The organism is Streptomyces sp. N35, assembly GCF_016464295.1.
In the GTDB taxonomy this organism is placed as follows: Bacteria; Actinomycetota; Actinomycetes; order Streptomycetales; family Streptomycetaceae; genus Streptomyces.
The window spans coordinates 24,420-44,939 of record NZ_JAEIMH010000019.1 but is presented as its reverse complement, the minus strand read 5'-3'; the positions used below and the strand labels follow the sequence as shown (position 1 = coordinate 44,939).

Annotated in this window: 17 protein-coding genes; 9 read left to right on the top strand and 8 right to left on the bottom strand. The window is 70.0% G+C overall.

Annotated features, from left to right (window positions below; all coding sequences use genetic code 11):
• Positions 1-30 precede the first annotated feature (30 nt).
• Complete coding sequence (locus JAO81_RS13170) at positions 31-1,005, top strand: YafY family protein (protein WP_199548008.1); 975 nt, start codon at positions 31-33, stop codon at positions 1,003-1,005.
• Between the two features lie 100 nt (positions 1,006-1,105).
• On the opposite strand, the gene JAO81_RS13165 is transcribed toward JAO81_RS13170, so the two are convergent.
• Together JAO81_RS13165 and JAO81_RS13160 are read right to left on the bottom strand one after the other, a co-directional pair.
• Complete coding sequence (locus JAO81_RS13165; protein WP_199548007.1) at positions 1,106-2,113, bottom strand: RNA polymerase sigma factor RpoD/SigA; 1,008 nt, start codon at positions 2,111-2,113, stop codon at positions 1,106-1,108.
• 537 nt (positions 2,114-2,650) lie between these two features.
• Positions 2,651-3,436 carry a dioxygenase gene (locus JAO81_RS13160; RefSeq protein WP_199548006.1) on the bottom strand — a complete coding sequence of 262 codons (786 nt, stop codon included), beginning with the start codon at positions 3,434-3,436 and terminating at the stop codon, positions 2,651-2,653.
• 143 nt (positions 3,437-3,579) lie between these two features.
• Between JAO81_RS13160 and JAO81_RS13155 the strand changes: the two genes are divergently transcribed.
• Positions 3,580-4,083 carry a MarR family winged helix-turn-helix transcriptional regulator gene (locus tag JAO81_RS13155; RefSeq protein ID WP_199548005.1) on the top strand — a complete coding sequence of 168 codons (504 nt, stop codon included), beginning with the start codon at positions 3,580-3,582 and terminating at the stop codon, positions 4,081-4,083.
• A gap of 38 nt (positions 4,084-4,121) precedes the next feature.
• Here JAO81_RS13155 and JAO81_RS13150 read toward each other — a convergent pair whose 3' ends face one another.
• Together JAO81_RS13150 and JAO81_RS13145 are read right to left on the bottom strand one after the other, a co-directional pair.
• Positions 4,122-5,645, bottom strand: coding sequence for an MFS transporter (locus JAO81_RS13150; protein ID WP_199548004.1), 1,524 nt, complete (start codon positions 5,643-5,645; stop codon positions 4,122-4,124).
• A 122-nt stretch (positions 5,646-5,767) separates the two neighbouring features.
• Complete coding sequence (locus tag JAO81_RS13145) at positions 5,768-6,421, bottom strand: TetR/AcrR family transcriptional regulator (RefSeq protein ID WP_199548061.1); 654 nt, start codon at positions 6,419-6,421, stop codon at positions 5,768-5,770.
• A gap of 417 nt (positions 6,422-6,838) precedes the next feature.
• On the opposite strand from JAO81_RS13145, the gene JAO81_RS13140 reads away from it, so the two are divergent.
• On the top strand, positions 6,839-8,122 hold the full coding sequence (locus JAO81_RS13140; protein ID WP_199548003.1) for a M6 family metalloprotease domain-containing protein: 1,284 nt from the start codon (positions 6,839-6,841) through the stop codon (positions 8,120-8,122).
• A 1,649-nt stretch (positions 8,123-9,771) separates the two neighbouring features.
• Positions 9,772-11,010: a dipeptidase gene (locus JAO81_RS13135; protein WP_199548002.1), complete on the top strand. Its 1,239-nt coding sequence runs from the start codon at positions 9,772-9,774 to the stop codon at positions 11,008-11,010.
• Positions 11,011-11,051: 41 nt separating this feature from the next.
• Here the strand turns inward: JAO81_RS13135 and JAO81_RS13130 are convergent, their stop codons facing one another.
• The gene (locus JAO81_RS13130) at positions 11,052-12,377 is read right to left on the bottom strand and encodes a UDP-glucose/GDP-mannose dehydrogenase family protein (protein WP_199548001.1); all 1,326 of its coding nucleotides are present in this window, start codon (positions 12,375-12,377) and stop codon (positions 11,052-11,054) included.
• A 293-nt stretch (positions 12,378-12,670) separates the two neighbouring features.
• Here JAO81_RS13130 and JAO81_RS13125 point away from each other — a divergent pair, with 293 nt between their 5' ends.
• From JAO81_RS13125 to JAO81_RS13115, 3 genes are all read left to right on the top strand, one after another.
• On the top strand, positions 12,671-13,777 hold the full coding sequence (locus tag JAO81_RS13125) for an acyl-CoA dehydrogenase family protein (protein ID WP_199548000.1): 1,107 nt from the start codon (positions 12,671-12,673) through the stop codon (positions 13,775-13,777).
• Between the two features lie 99 nt (positions 13,778-13,876).
• The gene (locus JAO81_RS13120) at positions 13,877-14,044 is read left to right on the top strand and encodes a hypothetical protein (protein ID WP_199547999.1); all 168 of its coding nucleotides are present in this window, start codon (positions 13,877-13,879) and stop codon (positions 14,042-14,044) included.
• Positions 14,045-14,196: 152 nt separating this feature from the next.
• The gene (locus JAO81_RS13115; protein ID WP_307813346.1) at positions 14,197-15,060 is read left to right on the top strand and encodes a C45 family peptidase; all 864 of its coding nucleotides are present in this window, start codon (positions 14,197-14,199) and stop codon (positions 15,058-15,060) included.
• On the opposite strand, the gene JAO81_RS13110 is transcribed toward JAO81_RS13115, so the two are convergent.
• Both JAO81_RS13110 and JAO81_RS13105 read right to left on the bottom strand, forming a co-directional pair.
• Positions 15,004-15,684 carry a GNAT family N-acetyltransferase gene (locus JAO81_RS13110; RefSeq protein ID WP_307813336.1) on the bottom strand — a complete coding sequence of 227 codons (681 nt, stop codon included), beginning with the start codon at positions 15,682-15,684 and terminating at the stop codon, positions 15,004-15,006. The genes JAO81_RS13115 and JAO81_RS13110 overlap by 57 nt on opposite strands.
• Positions 15,681-16,997, bottom strand: coding sequence for an LCP family protein (locus tag JAO81_RS13105; RefSeq protein ID WP_199547998.1), 1,317 nt, complete (start codon positions 16,995-16,997; stop codon positions 15,681-15,683). The genes JAO81_RS13110 and JAO81_RS13105 overlap by 4 nt, the downstream gene beginning before the upstream one ends.
• Positions 16,998-17,127: 130 nt before the next feature.
• On the opposite strand from JAO81_RS13105, the gene JAO81_RS13100 reads away from it, so the two are divergent.
• A complete protein-coding gene (locus tag JAO81_RS13100; protein WP_199547997.1) occupies positions 17,128-17,676 on the top strand; it encodes an acyl-CoA thioesterase in 549 nt (182 codons plus the stop codon).
• A gap of 87 nt (positions 17,677-17,763) precedes the next feature.
• Here the strand turns inward: JAO81_RS13100 and JAO81_RS13095 are convergent, their stop codons facing one another.
• Positions 17,764-19,122: an LCP family protein gene (locus tag JAO81_RS13095; RefSeq protein WP_233415298.1), complete on the bottom strand. Its 1,359-nt coding sequence runs from the start codon at positions 19,120-19,122 to the stop codon at positions 17,764-17,766.
• 263 nt (positions 19,123-19,385) lie between these two features.
• On the opposite strand from JAO81_RS13095, the gene JAO81_RS13090 reads away from it, so the two are divergent.
• Positions 19,386-20,426 (top strand): glycosyltransferase family 2 protein, encoded by a 1,041-nt coding sequence (locus tag JAO81_RS13090; protein WP_199547995.1) that lies wholly within the window; start codon positions 19,386-19,388, stop codon positions 20,424-20,426.
• Positions 20,427-20,520: the final 94 nt, after the last annotated feature.

The window sequence follows — 20,520 nt, the reverse complement described above, 5'->3', positions numbered from 1 at the left end:
ACGACCTAATTGAGGGGCATCCTCAAAAACATGACGACCGATACTCCGGCACGACTGCTGCAGCTTCTGTCGCTTCTGCAGACGCCACGCGAGTGGCCAGGCAGTGAGCTCGCCGATCGCCTCCAGGTCTCCCGGCGGACCGTCCGCCGTGATGTGGACCGGCTGCGCGACCTCGGCTATCCGGTACAGGCGACCATGGGCGCGGACGGCGGCTACCGCCTGGTCGCGGGCAAGGCACTGCCGCCCCTCGTGCTCGACGACGAGGAGGCGGTGGCGATCGCGGTCGGTCTGCGCGCGGGCGCGGGCCACGCGGTCGAGGGCATCGAGGAGGCCTCCGTACGCGCCCTCGCCAAACTCGAACAGGTGCTGCCCTCGCGACTGCGCCACCGCGTCAACACCCTCGGCACGGCGACGAGTTCCCTCGTGTACGGCGGGGGCGGCGACGGCGCGACCATCGCGCCCGAGACCCTCACGGTCCTGGCCTCGGCGACCTCGGGACACGAGCGGCTGCGCTTCTCGTACGAGGCCGCGGACGGCGCACGGACCCGGCGTCTGACGGAGCCGTACCGGCTGATCTCGGCGGGCCGGCGCTGGTACCTCGTCGCGTACGACCTGGACCGGGACGACTGGCGTACGTTCCGGGTCGACCGGGTCGGCGACCCGTTCGCGACGGGTGCGCGGTTCGCGCCGCGCGAGGTGCCGACCGGGGACGCGGGGGAGGCCATGGGGGCGGGGGGGGGGCGGGCGGCGCCCTCGTTCGAGATCGACGTGCCCTCCGAGCCACCGTCGCCCGACGTGGCCCGCCGCCTCCCGCCGTCCTTCGGCGCCCCGGAGCCGACGGGACCGGACAGCTGCCGGCTGCGGTCCACGGTCCAGGACTCGCTGGAGTGGGCGGCGATGCGCCTCGCGATGGCGGGGGTGGACTTCACGGTGCACGGCCCTGTGGAACTGGCCGAGCGGGTCGCCCAATTGGGCAGCCGCCTGACGCGTGCGGCGGCGAGCTAGCGGAAACACAACGAGCCCCCGACGCCAGGGGGGGGTGGGGCGCCGGGGGCTCGGTCTCGGGGGCGGCGGCACCGCAGTGACTGCGGGCTGCCGCCGGGGGTTACGCCGCCGCGTCGAAGCCGGTGTCGCGGGCCATCCGCTTCAGCTCGAGCAGGGCGTGCTTCTCGATCTGACGGATCCGCTCGCGGGTCAGACCGTGCTCCTTGCCGACCTCGGTCAGGGTGCGCTCGCGGCCGTCCTCGATGCCGTACCGCATCTTGATGATCGACGCGGTGCGCTGGTCGAGCCGGCCGATCAGACCGTCGAGCTCCTCGCTGCGAAGCAGCGTGAGCACCGACTGCTCGGGCGAGATGGCCGAGGTGTCCTCGAGCAGGTCGCCGAACTGGGTGTCGCCGTCGTCGTCCACCGACATGTTCAGGGAGACCGGGTCGCGCGCCCAGTCGAGCACGTCGCCGACGCGCTCCGGCGTCGAGCCGAGCTCGGCGGCGATCTCGGTGTGCTCCGGGTCGCGCCCGTTCTCCCGGTTGAACTCGCGCTGGACGCGGCGGATGCGGCCGAGCTCCTCGACGAGGTGGACGGGCAGCCGGATCGTGCGCGACTGGTCGGCGATGGAGCGGGTGATGGCCTGACGGATCCACCAGGTCGCATACGTGGAGAACTTGAAGCCCTTGCGGTAGTCGAACTTCTCGACCGCGCGCACCAGGCCCGCATTGCCCTCCTGGATCAGGTCGAGCAGCGGCAGACCCGAGCGCGGATAGCGGCGGGCGACCGCGACGACCAGGCGGAGGTTGGAGCGGATGAAGATGTCCTTGGCGCGCTCGCTGTCGGCGACCAGGGCCTCGAGCTCGTCACGGCTCGCGTCCTTGCCGGTCTCGGTGGCCTGGTCGAGCGTCCCGTCGAGGATCTGCTGGGCATACACACCCGCCTCGATGATCTGCGAGAGCTCGACCTCCTTGGCGGCGTCGAGCAGCGGCGTGCGGGCTATCTCGTCCAGATACATGCCGACCAGGTCGCGGTCGGCGATTTCACCGGTTCCGACGCGAACACTGCTTGCCGCGTCGGATCCGCCCTTGGCGGTCTTACGACGGGCGACGGCACGGGTTGCCATGCGTGCTCCCTTGCGATGAGTGGGGCCTGCTGGTGGTCTTCGGGACTCCAGGGGCGGCGGCCGGGCTGTGACACTTCAAATAACGCTTGGCTACCGCTTCCGATGGAAACAACGACTGGAATCCGGACAGAATTCCCGAGCTGCCCAACATTTTTCGTGATCTTGCAGTACCCTGTGCCGCCGCAACACGGACCGACACCTTGCCGGTGTCACGGAGATGCAGGTCAGGTCGGGTGCAAGGACCCGTCCCGTACCCCTCGCGCGTCGTCGTAGACGCCGTGGAAATGAGACGGCCGTCACACGTTTCGCCTGCTCCACCCCTTGCGGCGGCCCGTTCTCCCCGCTGGTGAAGACGGCGCCGACCGCATCCTGGTTGCCCGGCAGCTCCCCGAGTTCCCTCAACCGGCCCGCGCAACACAGCCACAGCCGCTTCAATCGCCCAACGGCCCGAACGCGCCAACAGTTCCCGCGAGCCCCACGAGCAGCTGCCACTGCGGACGCACCGCAGCGGCCCCTAGCCGAGCACCGCAGCGGCCCCTAGCCGAACTGCACCGACCTCTTCGCGAGCCCCATCCAGAACCCGTCGATCACGGACCGCTGCACCCCCAGATCACCGGCTTCGTCCGCCGCCCCCATCGCCACGAACAGCGGCGCGAAGTGCTCGGTGCGCGGGTGGGCCAGCTGGCCCGCCGGCGACTTGACCGTGAAATCGAGCAGCGCGTCCACGTCGCCCGTGTCCAGCGCCTCGTGCCCCCACGCGTCGAACTCCGCGGACCAGGAAGGGATTCCGCCCTGCCGCAGCGCCGCCAGGTTGTGCGTGAAGAAGCCGCTGCCGACGATCAGCACGCCCTCGTCGCGCAGCGGTGCGAGCTTGCGGCCGATGTCCATGAGCCGGCGCGGGTCGAGCGTGGGCATGGAGATCTGCAGGACCGGGATGTCGGCGCCCGGGAACATTTCGACCAGCGGCACGTACGCGCCGTGGTCGAGGCCGCGGTCCGGGATGTCCTGCACCGGCACACCGGGAGCCCGCAGCAACTTCCGTACGGACTCGGCGAGTTCAGGGGCTCCCGGAGCCTCGTACCGCACCTGGTAGTAGTGCTCGGGGAAGCCCCAGAAGTCGTAGACGAGCGGCACGGCCTCGGTGGCGCCGAGCGCGAGCGGGGCCTCCTCCCAGTGCGCGGAGACCATCAGGATCGCCTTCGGCCGCGGCAGCTCCGCGGACCAGGCCGCGAGCTGAGCCGGCCACAGCGCGTCGTCGGCCAGCGGCGGGGCGCCGTGCGAGAGGTAGAGCGCGGGCATGCGCTCGGCGGTGGTGGCGTTCATGGCGGCTCCCTTGCTCAGGCACTCACTCGCACACGGGAAACGTGCGCCGAGTACTCATACTTGAAACTTCAAGCACAACCTCGACGGTACTCCCCGCCCCCCTTTCCTTCAACCTTCAAGAAACCGCTCCGTACAGTGGAAGCATGGCGACGAAGCACGAGGACGAGCCCCGCTGGCTCACTGACGGGGAACAGCAGATCTGGCGCACGTATCTGCAGGCCACCATGCTCCTCGACGACCACCTGGACCGGCAGCTGCAGCGTGACGCCAAGCTGCCGCACCTCTATTACGCGCTGCTCGTCCAGCTCGGCGAGGCCCCGCGCCGGCGGCTGCGGATGACCGAGCTCGCCCGACAGGCGAAGATCACCCGCTCCCGGCTCTCGCACGCCGTCGCCCGCCTGGAGAAGAACGGCTGGGTCCGCCGCGAGGACTGCCCCTCCGACAAGCGCGGCCAGAACGCGATCCTCACCGAGCGGGGCGCCGAGGTGCTTGCCGAGGCCGCGCCCGGCCATGTCGCCGCCGTACGGCAGGCGCTCTTCGACCGGCTCAGCCCCGAACAGCAGAAATCCCTCGGCGAGATCATGAAGATCGTCGCCGAGGGACTTCAGCCGTGCGAGGCGGGTGCGGATCTGCCCTGGTTGCGCTGAGCTCTCAGGGCAGTCCGGCTACTGCTGCGATACGTGGATCAGTGGGCCATGACGGGGACCTGAAGGTCCTCGTCCGCACCCTTGCCGCCACCGGAGGCGACCGGCGTGGAGCCCTGCGCGCTGGTGGTGATGAAGGTGAACGCGATGAGCGAGGACACGACCAGGATGCCGACGGCCCACCAGATCGCCGAGGTGTAGCCCTCGACCATGGCCTGCGCCTGCAGCAGCTGCTGGTTGGTGGCGCCGGCCGCGTTGTCCACGAGGTACGCGGTCGTGGCCGAGGCGGCGATGGTGTTCAGGAGCGCGGTGCCGATGGCGCCGCCGACCTGCTGCGAGGTGTTGACCATCGCGGAGGCCACACCGGCGTCCCGCGCCTCGACACCGATGGTGGCGAGCGACATGGCCGGCATGAACGCCGTACCCATACCGAGACCGAGCAGCAGCTGCGCCGGCATGATCAGCAGCGGGTACGAGGAGCCGACCTCCATCTGGGTCAGGAGCAGCATGCCGAGCGCGGCGACCAGGAAGCCCGGGCCCATGAGCAGGCGCGGCGGGACGCGGGTCATCAGACGGGCGCCGATCTGGGTCGAGCCCGTGATCATGCCGACGATCATCGGCAGGAACGCGAAGCCGGTCATGACCGGGCTGTAGCCCTTGACGACCTGCAGGTAGTAGGTCAGGAAGAGGAACAGGCCGAACATCGAGATGACGGCGAGACCCAGCGACAGGTAGACGCCACCGCGGTTGCGGTCGGTGATGACGCGCAGCGGGAGCAGCGGGTGCTTGACCTTGGCCTCGACGGCGACGAACGCGGCGAGCAGCACGACGGACGCGACGAAGCTGCCGATGGTCACGGAGTCGGACCAGCCTTCGGACTCGGCGCGCGTGAAGCCGTAGACCAGCGCGACCAGACCGGTCGTCGACAGGAGCACACCCGGGATGTCGAGCGGCGAACGGTTGCGGCCGCCGGCCGGCTCACGGATCACGAAGTACGCGCCGAGGGCGGCGACGATCGCGAACGGGATGTTGACGAAGAAGGTCCAGCGCCAGTTCAGGTACTCGGTGAGGACACCGCCGAGGATCAGACCCACGGCGCCACCACCACCGGCGATCGCACCGTAGATGCCGAAGGCCTTGGCGCGCTCCTTGGCGTCGGTGAACATCACGGCGAGCAGCGAGAGCGCGGCCGGCGCGAGCAGCGCGCCGAAGGCACCCTGCGCGGCACGGGCGATCAGCATCATGGCCTCACCGGTCGCCGCGCCACCGAGGGCGGACGCACCGGCGAAACCGATCAGACCGGTCACGAAGGTCCGCTTGCGGCCCCACAGGTCGGCGATACGGCCACCGAACAGCAGCAGACCGCCGAAGGCCAGGGCGTAGGCCGTGATGACCCACTGACGGTTGCCGTCGGAGATCCCCAGGTCCAGCTGGGCGGTCGGCAGGGCGATGTTCACGATCGTCGCGTCGAGCACGACCATGAGCTGCGCCAGGGCGATGAAGACCAGCGCGGTCCATCGCTTCGGGTCGAGCCCGGTATCGGGCTTGAGGGCTGTTTCGGACATGGGGGTACCCACCTCGATATTTCTTGAAAAAACGCACGCGCACGACAGCGTGCGATGACGGTGAAGAGTTCCTGCTGAGGAGTTACTGCTGAGGAGTTACTGCTGAAGTTTGTGAGGGACGGTCAGGCCCTTTGGCGGAGATCCTCCAAAGTGGCCGCCGTTCCCGGGAGTTCGGATCGGGCCGGGGCCTGCAGGCCGTCCAGGAACAGCTGCAGGTGGCGGTGGACGAACTGGTCGAAGTTCACACACCCCGACCCTGGCAGGGGCCGGGTGAGCTGGGACAGCGCCACCATCAGGTCACCGACAGCGACATCGGTGCGCAGTTGACCTGCGGTGCGGGCCCTGGCCATCAGCTCTTCGACCAGGGATTCGATACGGTCCCGGGCCTCGTCGAGATCCGGGTGTTCCTTGTCGAAGTCACCGGCGAGCATCGGGCACAGGGCGCCGATCCGTTCCTCGGCGGCCGCGTGCACGAAGCGGCGCAGCGCCTCGAACGCGTCACCCTCCTCGGCGAGGGCCCGCTCGGCCTGCTCCGACGCACGGTCCATGACGGAGCAGACGACCTCGCGGATGAGCTCCGCACGGTCGGCGAAGTGCCGGTACAGGGTGGCGTTGCCGACGCCGGCCCTGCGGGCGATCTCGTCGAACGGGACCTCGGGTCCGAACTCGACGAACATCTCCCTGGCCGCCGCCACGATCCGCTCACGGTTGCGCAGTGCGTCGGCCCGGGGGCGCGGCACGGGACGCGACCGTTCAGCGGCTGCTGCGGTGACCATAACCATCCTGCCCTCCGAAGTGGACATCTGTCCACTTCTATTTCCCGACTCCTTCGCCCCAGTGCCGGAACCGGCCGCGGGACGCTTCGCCTCGATGCGGGGAGTCAGTCCCCGTTTCGCGCGAACACAGGTCTAAACGGGGAGACCCTCCCCGGTTATTTCCCGACGCTCCTGTGACCTGGCTCACACCTGTTCCGGGCGAGAAACCCACGATCGGCTCACCCGGCGCGCGCGTGTCGCGCCCCCGGCAGAAGGTGATCGTCATGGACGCGGCTTCCGTCGCGGCCTGGTGCGGCCCGCTCATGGGGCCGGCCCTCGGGGTGACGACTTGGCGTGGTGGTGCTCGACGGCCGCCGCGCCGCCGGTGCGGCGGCTGGTTCCACGGCTGCCGTGCCGCCGGACCGGAAGGGCCCTCGCATGCAGCTGTCCCCTCGCTGGATACGCAGGCCGCGCCGCAGCAGCTGGCTCGCCGCGGCCGCTGCGCTGGCCATCTCCGCGACGGCGACGGCCAGTACGGGACAGCTGCTCGCCGACCCCTCGAGCGCGTCAGGGCCGGTGTCCGCGGCCCGCTCCACGGCCCTTGGTCCGTGCATGATCACGGGCTCGATGGGTGTCCAGATGTCCGAGGGCGTGCCCACCGGGCCCGGCTACTCCCGTTCGACGGGCACCATCCGCGCGCTGAATCTGATGGTCGACTTCCCGGACGCGCCCGGGGAGGGCACGGCGCTCGAGCGGTACAGGGAGTTCTTCCCGCAGACCCAGAAGTGGTTCCGCACCAGCTCGTACGGGCGGCTCGACTACCAGCCGCACGCACCGGTCAAGGACTGGCTGCGGATGCCGCGCAAATTCTCCGCGTACGGGATAGAGCGCGGCGCTCCGTTCGATCCCGGCTACCGGGCGCTGGTCGAGGACATCGTGCGGACCGCCGACCCCGACGTGGACTTCCGCTCGTACGACCTCGTGAACGTCCTCGTCACCCCGAACGCGGGGCCTTCCGCGCTCGACACCGTGCTGTCGGTGACCTTCGCGGGCAATCACGAGGCGCCGGTCGCCGATGGGGTGCCCGTCTCCAACGCGTCCTTCGTCTACAGCCGGCAGGACGACGGGTCGGGGTCGTACGACGAGACCGGCTACCGGGTGCTGCCGCATGAGAACGGGCATGTCTTCGGGCTGCCGGATCTGTACACCGCCGATGGGGGTGGGGCGGTCGGGCACTGGGACATCATGAGCGAGGACTGGGGGGCGAACAACGATCTGCTCGGCTGGCACAAGTGGAAGCTCGGGTGGCTGGACGACAACCAGGTGCGGTGTGCGTCGGCGTCCGGGGTGTCGGAGCATCTGCTGAGTCCGCTGGGGTCGAAGCGTGACGGTACGAAGCTGACGTTCGTTCCGCTCAGTGAGCAGGCGGGGTATGCGCTCGAGGTGCGTACGCGGGGTGGGAACGATGAGGCGGTCTGCAAGCCCGGTGTGCTGGTGTACCGCGTGGATGCCGATGTCGATACGGGGCAGGGGCCGGTGACGGTGGCCGACTCGGCGCGGGATTCCGGCGGTTGTACGCGGCGGCCCAATGTGCACGCGGAGCTGTCCGATGCTCCGTACGGGCCCGGGGAGACCTTCGTGGACCGGGAGCACGGGGTGCGGATCACGGTGGTGTCGCAGGAGAAGGACGGGCGGTTCAAGGTACGGGTGCGGCGGGGTTGATCCCACGGGGTCTCCGCCCCCGGGCCCCCGCTGGTGGCTTGCGCCCCCAGGCCCCCTGTTCGGGGTGCGGCTTCCTGTCGGTGCGCTCTGCTCGCGTGCGGTTTCGTGTGTGGCTTTCCGCCGGTGCGTTCTGCTCGCGTGCGGTTTCGTGTGCGGCTTTCCGCCGGTGCGTTGTGCGCCTGCGGTTCGTCGTGGGTCGGGGCCGGGGTGGGGTGCTTGCTCATTCGGGCAATGGCACCGTTCCCGCGAAGGGTCACCGCCGACGTCGGGGGTGCCCGAATGACAATGCACCCCACCCCGTCCCCTTCCGCCGTCGAGCGACTGCCGGCCGGTGCGGTGTTCCGCCCTCCATCCCATCCCTTCTGCCGTCGCGGGGCTGACGGCCGGTGCGGTGTTCCGTCCTCCATCCCATCCCTTCTGCCGTCGCGCGGCTGCCGGCCAGTGGGGCGTTCCGCCCTCCACGCCGTCCCCTTCTGCCGTCGCGCGGCTGCCGGCCGGTGGGGTGTTCCGCGCGCAGGGTTGTCCGGTTCCGTGGTTGCGCGGCTGACGGCGGGTGGGGTGTTCCGCGCGCGGGGTTGTCTCGTTCCGTCGTCGCGCGGCTATCCGGCTGGTGGGGTGGTGGTCCCGCTCTCCGCGCGGTCGCCTCCCGTCGGTACGCGGCTACACGGTCGGTCGGTGTCGTCAGCTCTCCGCCCTGTCGTCTTCCATGGGTACGGGGCTGCGCGGCCGGTCGGGGTCCTACCCGTCAGGTCCAGGCTTCCGCCCGCACGCGCCTGTCGGCCGGTGGGGTGTCCCGCGGTCGATGGCAGCGTCTTCCACCGGACGCGGCTGCCGCTTCGTCCGCGCGTCGGGGGTGCAGGGGGCGGAGTCCCCGCGAGGGTGCGGTTGGGCGGGGGTGTTGCTTTCCGTCGTTGCGGCCGGTGTCTCATGGGCCCTCACCTCTTTCGGCCTCGCTTTCTTGCCCTGGCTCGTTCCTGCCGGTCGGTGGGGTGTTCTGCTCTTGCGGTCGTCGCTTTCTGACGTCGCGCGGCTGTCGTTTCGTGCGCGCGTCGGGGGTGCAGGGCGAGGAGCCCCCGCCAGGGTGCGGTCGGGCGGGGGTGCTGCTTTCCGTCGTTGCGGCCGGTGTCTCATGGGCCCTCACCCCTTTCGGCCTCGCCTTCTTGCCTTGGCTCGTTCCTGTCGGCCGGTGGGGTGTCCTGCCCTCGCGGTCGTCCCCATCTGACGTCGCGCGGCTGTCGCTTCGCCCGCGCGTCGGAGGTGCAGGGGACGGAGTCCCCGCCGAGGTGCGGGCGGGCAACAGCGTCGCCTTTCTGTCGCCCTGGGCGCGCGTCCCCCACCGCCCCCGCCCCCCTCTAGGCATCGCCCCCCTCGCCCCCGGCTCGCGACCGGGCCCCGTTTCTCTCCGCTCCGTTCCGCTGCAGCCCCTCACCCCACCCAACGCACCCCCCCGGGGGGGCCCGGGGGCTTGCCCTCGGTTTTGGGGAAGGGCGTGGTGGGGGAGATGGGCCCGTCGCAACGGGCGCAGGGGGTACGTGCGTGTGACGCCGTACCCCCGTACGTACCACCCGCCGGGTCACACCCCCGACCCCATGCCACGGTGGGCGATACGCGCAGCCCACCACCGCACCCCCACGTGACCGGAGCCCCCGATGGCGGATCTGCAGGATGAGTCGCTGGCCCCAGGCGAAATCGGCAAGCTGGACGAGCCCTCGACCGCTCCGCCGAGCACCGAGACCCCGCCGCACACCGACGCCTCGCCGAGCACCGAGGCCGCGTCACGCGCCGACGCTCCGCCGAGCGCCGAGACCCCGCCGCACACCGACCCCTCGCCGAGCACCGGCACCCCGTCACCCACCGATGCTCCGCCGAGCACCGGCACCCCGAGCCCCCTCACCCACGCCCGCACCCTGCTCAGGCAGCACCCCGTCGCCGACGGACACAGCGGGCTTCCCTGGGCGTTGCGTCAGCTTTCCTGGTACGACCTGGAGTTGGGCGAGAGCGCCCTGCGTACCGACATCCCGCGCCTGCGCGAGGGCGGCGTGGGCGCCATGTTCTGGTCGCTCACGCTCCCGCCCGAGGCGAACGGCGAGCGCGCCGTCTCCGCGACCCTCGACCTCATCGACCTGGCCGGCCATGTCATCGAGGCCAACCCCGAGGCCCTGCGCCTGACCCGCACGCCTTCGGACGCCGCCGACGCCCGTTCCCACGGCCGGATCGCCTGTCTGCTCGGCCCCGCCGAGGCGCACGCGCTCGGCGACTCGCTCGGCGCCCTGCGCGCCCTGTACGCCCTCGGAGTACGCAGCCTCGGCCTGTACGGAACGTCCTGGGCCGGCCCGGAAGGCCTCACCCGCTTCGGCGAGGAGGTCGTCCGCGAGTGCAACCGCCTCGGCCTGCTGATCGACCTCAGCGGCAGCTCGGAACGGACCGTCCAGCGCACCCTCGCCGTCACCAAGGCCCCGGTGGTCTTCTCCCGCTCGGGCGCCGCGGCCCTCACCCCGCACCCGGCCAACCTGTCCGACGCGACGCTCACCGCTCTGCGTACGAACAAGGGCCTGTGCATGGTCCCGTGCGCCTCCGCCCGCACCGGCCCGACACTGACCCGCATCGCGGACCACCTGGACCACGTACGCGAGGTGGCGGGAGCGGAGTGCGTCGCGCTCTCCGGCACGTACGACACGGCGGACGAGCCGGCCGAGGGCGTCGAGGACACCTCGCGCTTCCCGGAGCTGATCGCGGAACTGCTGCAGCGCGGCTGGACCGAACCCGACCTCGCCCAGCTCACCTGGGGCAACGCCCAACGGGTGCTCAGGGACGCGGACTTCACCGCCCGCGCGGCCCAGCAGCGCCGCCCACCGTCGACAGCCACGATCGAGCGCCTCGACCGGTAGGCCCGCACGCAAGACCCGTACGGCAGCAGGCCGAGCAGCTCTTACGCCGCCGGCCGCCCCATCGCCCGGTACGTCCAGCCCGCCTCACGCCACAGAACCGGGTCCAGCGCATTGCGGCCGTCGAGGATGACGCGCTCGGCGGCCACCGCACCCAGCGCCGCCGGGTCCAGCTCACGGAACTCGCGCCACTCCGTCAGATGCAGCACGACATCCGCGCCACGGACCGCACCGAGCGCGGTGTCCGCGTAACCGAGGGTCGGGAAGAGCCGGCGGGCGTTGTCCATGCCCTTGGGGTCGTACACCGTGACCTGGCCGCCCTGCAGATGGATCTGCCCGGCGACGTTCAGCGCGGGGGAGTCCCGTACGTCGTCGGAGTCGGGCTTGAACGTGGCACCGAGCACCGCCACCCGCTTGCCCAGGAACGAGTCGCCGCCGACCGCCTCGCGCGCCAGCTCCACCATGTGCCCGCGACGGCGCATGTTGATCGAGTCGACCTCGCGCAGGAACGTCAGCGCCTGGTCCGCGCCCAGCTCACCGGCGCGGGCCATGAACGCACGGATGTCCTTGGGCAGACAGCCGCCGCCGAAACCGATCCCGGCGCGCAGGAACTTCTTGCCGATCCGGTCGTCGTAGCCGATCGCCTCGGCCAGCTTCACCACATCGCCGCCGGCGGCCTCGCAGACCTCGGCCATCGCGTTGATGAACGAGATCTTGGTGGCCAGGAAGGAGTTCGCGGAGGTCTTCACCAGCTCGGCGGTGGGGAAGTCGGTCACGACGAAGGGCGAGCCCTCGCCGATCGGCGTCGCGTACACCTCGCGCAGGATCTTCTCCGCACGCTCGCTGCGCACACCCACCACGAGCCGGTCGGGGTGCAGGGTGTCCTGCACGGCGAAGCCCTCGCGCAGGAACTCCGGGTTCCACGCCAGCTCCGCACCCTCGGGCAGCAGCTCCGCGAGCCGCTGGGCCGAACCGACGGGCACGGTCGACTTGCCGACGACCAGGGACCCTTCGCGTACGACGGGGGCGAGCGAGCCGAAGGCCGCGTCCACGTAGCTCATGTCGCACGCGTACTCACCGTGCTTCTGCGGGGTGTTCACGCAGACGAAGTGGACATCGCCGAACGCGCCGACCTCCTCCCAGGAGGTCGTGAACCGCAGCCGCCCGCTGGACCCCTCGATCCCGGCCACGTGCTGGGCGAGCAGCTCCTCGAGCCCCGGCTCGTACATCGGCACCTTGCCCGCCGAGAGCATCTCGATCTTCTCGGGTACGACATCGAGACCGAGCACATCGAACCCGAGCTCCGCCATCGCCGCGGCATGGGTGGCGCCGAGATAGCCGGTGCCGATCACGGTGATCTTGAGGGACATGTGCGGTGCTCCTGAGGATGCGGGGCAGGACTGCCGCCCGAGCATAGTCGGGGATGCGGAGGGGAACATTCGCCCTCGGTACGGGGCCTCGGCACGGGACCCGGTGCGGGACCCGGCACGGGCCTGGGCGCAAGGGCTTTCCCGCTGTCGCCAAGCTCACGTATCACCCAGGGGGCGGGCCCCCCTAAAATCTGGGTTACTTAACGGTAGTTAGCACCAGTGCACCTTGGGAGTGAGAGAACTTGGCGGGAAACGCTGATTTCGACCTGTACCGCCCGGCAGAGGAGCACGACATGCTCCGCGACGCCATCCGCTCGCTCGCCGAAGCGAAGATCGCGCCGTTCGCCGCGGCCGTGGACGAGGAGGCCCGCTTCCCGCAGGAGGCCCATGACGCGCTGGTGGCCAACGACCTGCACGCCGTCCACGTGCCCGAGGAGTACGGCGGCGCCGGCGCCGACGCGCTCGCCACGGTCATCGTGATCGAAGAGGTCGCCCGCGTCTGCGCGTCCTCCTCCCTCATCCCCGCCGTGAACAAGCTGGGCTCGCTCCCCGTGATCCTCTCCGGCTCCGAGGAGCTGAAGAAGAAGTACATGGGCCCCCTTGCCAAGGGCGAGGGCATGTTCTCGTACGCGCTCAGCGAGCCGGACGCAGGATCGGACGCGGCCGGCATGAAGACCAAGGCCGTACGCGACGGCGACTTCTGGGTACTCAACGGCGTCAAGCGCTGGATCACCAACGCGGGCGAGTCCGAGTACTACACGGTCATGGCCGTCACCGACCCCGAGAAGCGCTCGCGCGGCATCTCCGCCTTCGTCGTCGAAAAGAGCGACGAGGGCGTCTCCTTCGGAGCCCCGGAGAAGAAGCTCGGCATCAAGGGCTCCCCGACCCGCGAGGTCTACCTCGACAACGTCCGTATCCCCGCCGACCGCATGATCGGCGACGAGGGCACGGGCTTCGCGACCGCCATGAAGACCCTGGACCACACCCGCATCACCATCGCGGCCCAGGCCCTCGGCATCGCCCAGGGCGCCCTCGACTACGCCAAGGGCTACGTCCAGGAGCGCAAGCAGTTCGGCAAGCCGATCGCCGACTTCCAGGGCATCCAGTTCATGCTCGCCGACATGGCCATGAAGATCTCCGCGGCCCGCGCCCTCACCTACCAGGCCGCGGCGGCCTCGGAACGCGGCGACGCCGACCTCACGTACCTGGGCGCGGCCGCCAAGTGCTTCGCCTCGGACATCGCGATGGAGGTCACCACGGACGCGGTGCAGCTCCTCGGCGGCTACGGCTACACGCGGGACTACCCGGTGGAGCGAATGATGCGAGATGCGAAGATTACCCAGATCTACGAGGGTACGAACCAGGTTCAGCGCATCGTGATGGCGCGCAACCTTCCTTAATACCCTGCGCGTTGACTGATGAAGGGCGCCTTCGGGCGCCCTTCTTCCGACCCGTGACCGAACGACCGGGTCGTCACCTGGGCGATGGAGCACGGGTACGTGGCGGAGAACCCGTGCCGGTCGGTTGCCCTGCCCAGGAGCCGCGCCCGGACCCACCGCGATCAGCGGGCGGAGGTGCACGTCCCCACGGCGGTGACGGCGCACGCGGTGATCGCCGCCGCGCCCCAGCGCTATCGCGGGATGCAAGGCGCGCTCGGAGCGGCGTGATCTGGTGAATCGCCTGCGCAATTGGCTAGGTTGCGGCCATCGTGCCCGACGTCCGCAGGGGAGCGGCAGCCATGAGCAGGCAGCACAAGACGTTCCACGCCGTGGAGTTCGGCGACGGGAGCGACGGGCGGTGAGCCGCGCATGCACAAGCCCTGTGGCCGGTCACGGAGCTATGGCTGGCCGACGAGGGGCGGACTCCGGAAGGCGCGGAGCGGGCCCGGAAACTGTTCGAGGCCCATATGCCGGAGCTGGTCCCCCTGCTGGAGCGGCTCGCCCGCCAGCTCGACCGGCCGCACGGGGAAGCCTTCCTGACCTTTGCGGCCCTGCGCCCCTTCTTCTCGGGCTGCACCCAGATCGGCGACAACGGCACTCTGCTGCGTAATTACGACTTCGACCCCGCCGAGTGCGAAGGCACCATCGGCTCCACGCACTTCCTGCGTCCGGTGATCGGTATGCAGGAAGCGGCCTGGGGTCTGCTCGACGGGATGAACGATGCCGGGCTCGCGGTCTCGCTCACCTTCGGCGGACGCTTCGTCCACGGCACCGGCTTCGCCGTCCCCATCGTGCTGCGCTATCTCCTTGAGACGTGCACCACCGTTGACGAAGCAATCGGCACGTTGGGATCGATACCGATCGCCATCCCGCAGAACGTCACGCTCGTCGACGCCGAGCAGGCGGTCTCGGTGTTCGTCGGACCGGACATCGAGCCGGCCAAGGCACCGGATGCCTGCGCGGCCAACCACCAGCACCTGCCGGTGCCTGACGAGCAGGAGCAGTTCTCCCGGACCCAGGAGCGGCTGGCTGCCGTACGTGCGGCGGGCACCGATGTGGCGGCGATGCTGAAGCCGCCGCTGTACCAGTACGCCTACGACGAGGGTCTTGGAACCCTCTACACCGCCCGCTACCGGCCCTCTGAGGGGCGGGTCACCTACTACTGGCCAGGCGAGTCCTGGGAGCATTCATTTGCTCGCTTCACTCCCGGCTCTCGAACCGTGGCCTTCGGCCAGGTGGCCTGAGAGCCGAACATCGCCGGTCTCGGTTCGCCTTGGTGCCGGCATGGAACCGTGAGGCTGCTTGTCCGGTGAGGAGTGGCCCGCGGCCCGCCGTACGTGCAGATGCCCGTCCGTCGGCCAAGGCGGCCGAGCCGGCACGATCCGGTCGAAGTCGTAGCCGGTTCTCTCGGCGACTTTGCACGAGGCGGTGTTGCCGACCTGGTGGAGCAGATCGAGGCGGACGAGACCGTCTGCCTCGAAGGCCGTGAACGCCCATACGGTGAGGGCTTCGAGGGCCCGTGAGGCCACTCCCCGCCCTCGGGCGGACGTGGTCGTCCAGTAGCCGACCTCCGCGGACTGCCGCGTTGCGGCCGACCGTTTGAGGGCGACGTTGCCGAGCAGTGCGCCGCCCGCGCAGGCCTCCTGCACAGCGAAGCTCAGGTAGTCGCCCGACTCCCAGCCGCGGTGCCGGACCTCCAGCCACCTCGCCGCGTCGGCGGTGCTCGCCACCTGGGACCGCAGCCACTGCCGCATCGCGGGATCGCGGTACGCCTCGGTCAGCGGCCCGATGTCGTCGTCGCGCCAGGGGCGCAGGACAAGTGCGGAGGCAGCCGCGGTCGCGGCCACCTCCAGACGGACGGCCCTCACTCGGTGACGGTCACCTTCTCGTCGTTCTTCAGCTGCTCCACCAGCTGCTGCACCTTGGCCTTGTCCCAGACCAGGTTGCCGCCGCGGCTGCCCGAGATCGGCATGTTCATGGACTTGCCGTCGCCGCCCGAGACGCTCTTCATCGCCCAGAACATCTCCGCCACGTCGAACAGGCCCATGTCCTTGTCGACGACCAGGGTGTCCAGGCCCGCGCCCATCGTGGGGTAGAGCTTGAAGGGGTTCAGGACCGTGCCCGGGGTCGCGACCTGGCTGGCGAGCGCCGAGAGGAACTTCTGCTGGTTCTTCGTACGGTCCAGGTCGCCGCCGGCGAGGCCGTAGCGCAGGCCGAACCGGTGGCGTACGCAGGCCGGGGACTGCTCGCCGTTGGGGGTGTGGGTGCCGGGCACGAAGTTCGAGCCCGACTTCTTGTCCTTCATCGGCTTGTCGATCTTGATCTCGACGCCGCCGACCGCGTCCACGATGTTGGCGAAGCCGCCGAAGCCGATCTCCGCGTAGTGGTCGATCTTCAGGCCGGTGTTGTGCTCGACGGTACGTACGAGCAGCTCGGGGCCGTCCTCCGCGTACGCGGCGTTGAGCTTCACGCGGCGGCCCGTGTTCGGGAAGGTCTTGCCGGACTCGGAGCCCACGAAGGACGGGATCTCGACGTCCGAGTCACGGGGCAGCGAGATCATCGTGTTCCCGTTGTCGCCCACGTGCAGGATCATCATCGAGTCCGTGCGCTTGCCCTCGGCCGAGCCGGTGTGCAGGCGCTTCTTGTCCTCGGCGGACATGCCCTCGCGGCTGTCGGAGCCCACGATCAGGTAGTTGGTGCCCTCGCCGCCGCCCGGACGCTCGATGACCTTGGACAGGTCGACCTCGCGCTTGAGCTTGGAGTCCGCCCAGAAGTACGTGGCGACCGACCACACGAGCACGACCGTCACGAACGTGATCAGGCCGATCTTTATCCGCCGGCGCCAGTCCGGAGCCGGCCGCCCGGCGTCGTAGTAGCCGTCGTCCCCGCCCCGGCCGGCGCCACCGCGGCCGCCACGGGACGTGCCGCCGTAGACCTGGCCGTCGCTGTAGCCGCTGTCGTAGCTGCCGCGCCCGTCGTCGTGGCCGCCGTTGTCGTAACGGTCGTCGTTGCCGTACGCGGGCTGCGACGGGACGCCGTACTGAGGTGCCGCCTGAGGCCGGGAGGCCTGGCCGCGCTGGACATGGCGCATCACGCGCGCGCCCTCGGGCTGCGCACTGCCGCTGCCACGCCCGTATCCACGGTCGCGGTCTCCGTTCCACCCCTGGGGCCAGTCATTCATGCCTCCCAGTGTGCAGGTTCCATAAAGGTCCAAGACAAGGGATGCCGTAAAACCGGACCACGGCTGTTGCAGAGCTGACACAAAGTGCCCACGACCAGCGCGGATAAACAACAGACATAGAGTGGACGGCATGACAGACCAGGCCCGTCCCCCTCAGGAGGAGATTCCGGGCAAGCCGACCTCGGCTTCCCGGACCACCCTCAGCCACATCATGACCCACAACGACACCAACCTTCTGGGGACGGTGCACGGCGGCGTGATCATGAAACTGGTGGACGACGCGGCGGGCGCGGTGGCCGGCCGGCACTCCGGCGGTCCCGCGGTGACGGCCTCGATGGACGAGATGGCGTTCCTCGAGCCCGTACGGGTCGGGGATCTCGTGCATGTGAAGGCCCAGGTCAACTGGACCGGACGGACCTCGATGGAGGTCGGCGTGCGGGTCCTGGCCGAGCGGTGGAACGAGTCGACCCCGGCCCAGCAGGTCGGCTCCGCGTATCTGGTGTTCGCGGCGGTCGACGCCGAAGGCAAGCCGCGCCGGGTCCCGCAGGTGCAGCCGGAGACGGAGCGCGACCGGCGCCGCTACCAGGAAGCGCAGATCCGGCGTACGCACCGCCTCGCGCGCCGCCGGGCGATCATGGAGCTGCGGGAGAAGCGGGCGGCCGAGGGCCTCGAGGACTGAGCCCCGCTCCCCGCTCCCCGCTCCCCGCGTCACGCCACCTGGTCCGCCCCGGCCTCACGTGCCGCACACCACCTGGTCCACCCGGCCCTACTTGCCGCACACCACTTGGTCCCCGGTCACCACACCGAACTCGCCCTGGTGAATGTCCTCGGCCCGCACCGACCGCACCTGCTTGAAGTCCGGTCCCGCCGTCACCTGCAGCGTCCCGCCCTGCCCCTTGACGGCCTTCAGCTCACAGCCGGGCAGCGCCGTCGCCAGCGAGCGGGCCGAGCGGTCCCAGCGCGGGTCGTACTCGACGAGCGTGCGCTTGACGGCAGGCGCGTCCTTCGGCGCCCCGGTCGTACGGAAGCCCGTCTTGCGCAGGGCCTTGTCCACGCGGCCGCCGAGGCCGGAGACGTCCGTGCCGTTGGCCACCTGGACGCGGATCTGCTGCGGCGCCACATCCACCAGGACCGACTTGCGCTTCTTGCGCAGCGGCGCGAGCGGCTTGTCGTCGCGCAGCGCCTGGAACAGCTTCTCCGAACGCTCCGGATCCCACTTCAGGGTGGAGCCGATCCCCTTCACCATGTAGCCCATCTCACCGATGGGCACGGAGGTGAACTCCGACGAGGCGGGCGTGAAGCCGCGCATCGCCCGGCCGAGGTCCAGCATCTCGTCCGTACCGAAGGACTTGTCCGCACGGACCGAACCCAGGATGGTCCTGGTCACATTGCGGAACTTGACCGGGTTGAGCAGCACCCCGGACGAGGTCGCCTTGGCGATGACCGCGGCGAGGAAGCGCTGCTGGCGCTGCATCCGGCCGAGGTCCGCGGCGCCGTCAATATGCCGCGAGCGCACGTACTGCAGCGCCTCGCCCCCGCTGAGGTGGTGCTTGCCCGCGGCCAGATCGAGACCGGTGTACGAGTCCTTCATCGGGCTCGCGGTGCAGATCTCCACACCGCCGAGCACGTCCACCGTCTTCATGAAGCTGGTGAAGTCGACCTCGAGATAGTGGTCGATCTTGACCTTGGTCATGTGCTCGACGGTGCGCACGGTCAGGTTCGGCCCGCCTTCGGCGTAGGCCGCGTTCAGCTTGATCGGGTGCGCCTTGTGCTTCTCGCCGCTGTTGCGGTCGGTGTGCGCGGGCGCCTCGGCGTACGAGTCGCGCGGCAGGCTCACGATGCTGGCGCGGTCCCCGTCGGCGGAGATGTGCACGATCATGATCGTGTCCGTGCAGTGGCAGGGGGCTCCGCCGAGGCGGTACTTGCGCCGCTCCTGCTCGGTGATCTTGTCGCGGCCGTCCGTGCCGACGAGCAGGACGTTCATGCCGTCGCCCCCGGAGGGACGATTCTTCATGTCCTTGAAGGGGTCGACCCGGTCGATGCCGGTGTCCAGGCTGGTCACCACCGCATGTCCGACGCCCGCCGCCGCGAGCACCGCCATCGAGAGGGTCGTCGCCATCCGCATCGCCCACTTGGGCCGGGCCGGTGGTCGCCTGCGCCGTCCTGGCGCCTGCCGCGCGGATCGCCGGACCGGCTGCCGAGGTCCTTGCCGGGGAGGTCGGGCGGGACTGGGCGGCACGGGCACAGGGGACACCTCCGCAGGCTGAACATATGGAGCAGAAGCGGGCGCAGGGACCGTGCAACCGTAGGCCCATACGAAATGCGGCCCGGGGAGGCCACCCGGGGGCCGCGCGCCCGTGTCCCCCATTCGCGGTAACGTGACGGGTGATGAGCGAGAATTCCCAGTCGACTGCAGCGCAGCCCACCGCCGTATCCGTGATCATGCCGGTCCTCAATGAGGAGCGGCATCTGCGCGGCGCCATCCACGCGATCCTGCAGCAGGAGTACGCGGGGGAGATGGAGGTGGTGATCGCGCTCGGCCCGTCCACGGACCGTACCGACGAGATCGCCGCCGAGCTGGTGGCGGAAGACCCACGCGTCCACACGGTGCCCAACCCCACCGGCCGCACCCCCGCCGCGCTCAATGCGGCGATCAAGGCCTCGCGCCACCCGATCGTGGTGCGCGTCGACGGCCACGGGATGCTCTCGCCGAACTACATCGCCACCGCCGTACGCCTCCTGGAGGAGACCGGCGCGCAGAACGTCGGCGGCATCATGCACGCCGAGGGCGAGAACGACTGGGAGCACGCGGTCGCCGCCGCGATGACCTCGAAGATCGGCGTGGGCAACGCGGCCTTCCACACGGGCGGCGAGGCCGGACCGGCCGAGACCGTCTACCTCGGTGTCTTCCGGCGCGCGGCGCTTGAGCAGCAGGGCGGCTACAACGAGGAGTTCATCCGCGCCCAGGACTGGGAGCTGAACTTCCGCATCCGCGAGGCCGGCGGCCTCATCTGGTTCTCGCCGGAGCTCAAGGTCTCCTACCGTCCGCGCCCGTCGGTGAAGGCGCTCGCCAAGCAGTACAAGGACTACGGGCGTTGGCGCCATGTCGTCGCCCGCTACCACGAGGGCTCGATCAACCTGCGCTATCTGGCCCCGCCGACGGCGGTCTGCGCGATCGCGGCCGGCCTGGTCGTGGGCGCCGCGGTCACGCCGCTGGGCTTCGTGATCCCGGGCGGCTACCTCGCCGCGATCGCCGCGGGTTCCCTGCCGGCCGGCAAGGGACTGCCGCTCAAGGCACGGCTGCAGATCCCGGTGGCGCTCGCGACGATGCACATGTCGTGGGGCTACGGCTTCCTGACCAGCCCCAAGACGCTGGCCAAGAAGGTCATCGCGTCACGTCGGCCCGCGGTGCTGAGCCAGAACGCCTGATTCGCGGACGTACGAGATTCGCGGACGTACGAGATTCTCCGACGTACGAGATTCGCAGACATACGAGAGGAGCCCCGGCCGTCGGATGCGGCCG

Excerpts from the sequence above, each read along its gene's own strand:
- JAO81_RS13170 (WP_199548008.1), top strand. The coding sequence starts at position 31 with ATGACGACCGATACTCCGGCACGACTGCTGCAGCTTCTGTCGCTTCTG.
- JAO81_RS13165 (WP_199548007.1), bottom strand. The coding sequence starts at position 2,113 with ATGGCAACCCGTGCCGTCGCCCGTCGTAAGACCGCCAAGGGCGGATCC.
- JAO81_RS13160 (WP_199548006.1), bottom strand. The coding sequence starts at position 3,436 with ATGAACGCCACCACCGCCGAGCGCATGCCCGCGCTCTACCTCTCGCAC.
- JAO81_RS13155 (WP_199548005.1), top strand. The coding sequence starts at position 3,580 with ATGGCGACGAAGCACGAGGACGAGCCCCGCTGGCTCACTGACGGGGAA.
- JAO81_RS13150 (WP_199548004.1), bottom strand. The coding sequence starts at position 5,645 with ATGTCCGAAACAGCCCTCAAGCCCGATACCGGGCTCGACCCGAAGCGA.
- JAO81_RS13145 (WP_199548061.1), bottom strand. The coding sequence starts at position 6,421 with ATGGTCACCGCAGCAGCCGCTGAACGGTCGCGTCCCGTGCCGCGCCCC.
- JAO81_RS13140 (WP_199548003.1), top strand. The coding sequence starts at position 6,839 with ATGCAGCTGTCCCCTCGCTGGATACGCAGGCCGCGCCGCAGCAGCTGG.
- JAO81_RS13135 (WP_199548002.1), top strand. The coding sequence starts at position 9,772 with ATGGCGGATCTGCAGGATGAGTCGCTGGCCCCAGGCGAAATCGGCAAG.
- JAO81_RS13130 (WP_199548001.1), bottom strand. The coding sequence starts at position 12,377 with ATGTCCCTCAAGATCACCGTGATCGGCACCGGCTATCTCGGCGCCACC.
- JAO81_RS13125 (WP_199548000.1), top strand. The coding sequence starts at position 12,671 with ATGCTCCGCGACGCCATCCGCTCGCTCGCCGAAGCGAAGATCGCGCCG.
- JAO81_RS13105 (WP_199547998.1), bottom strand. The coding sequence starts at position 16,997 with ATGAATGACTGGCCCCAGGGGTGGAACGGAGACCGCGACCGTGGATAC.
- JAO81_RS13100 (WP_199547997.1), top strand. The coding sequence starts at position 17,128 with ATGACAGACCAGGCCCGTCCCCCTCAGGAGGAGATTCCGGGCAAGCCG.
- JAO81_RS13095 (WP_233415298.1), bottom strand. The coding sequence starts at position 19,122 with ATGCGGATGGCGACGACCCTCTCGATGGCGGTGCTCGCGGCGGCGGGC.
- JAO81_RS13090 (WP_199547995.1), top strand. The coding sequence starts at position 19,386 with ATGAGCGAGAATTCCCAGTCGACTGCAGCGCAGCCCACCGCCGTATCC.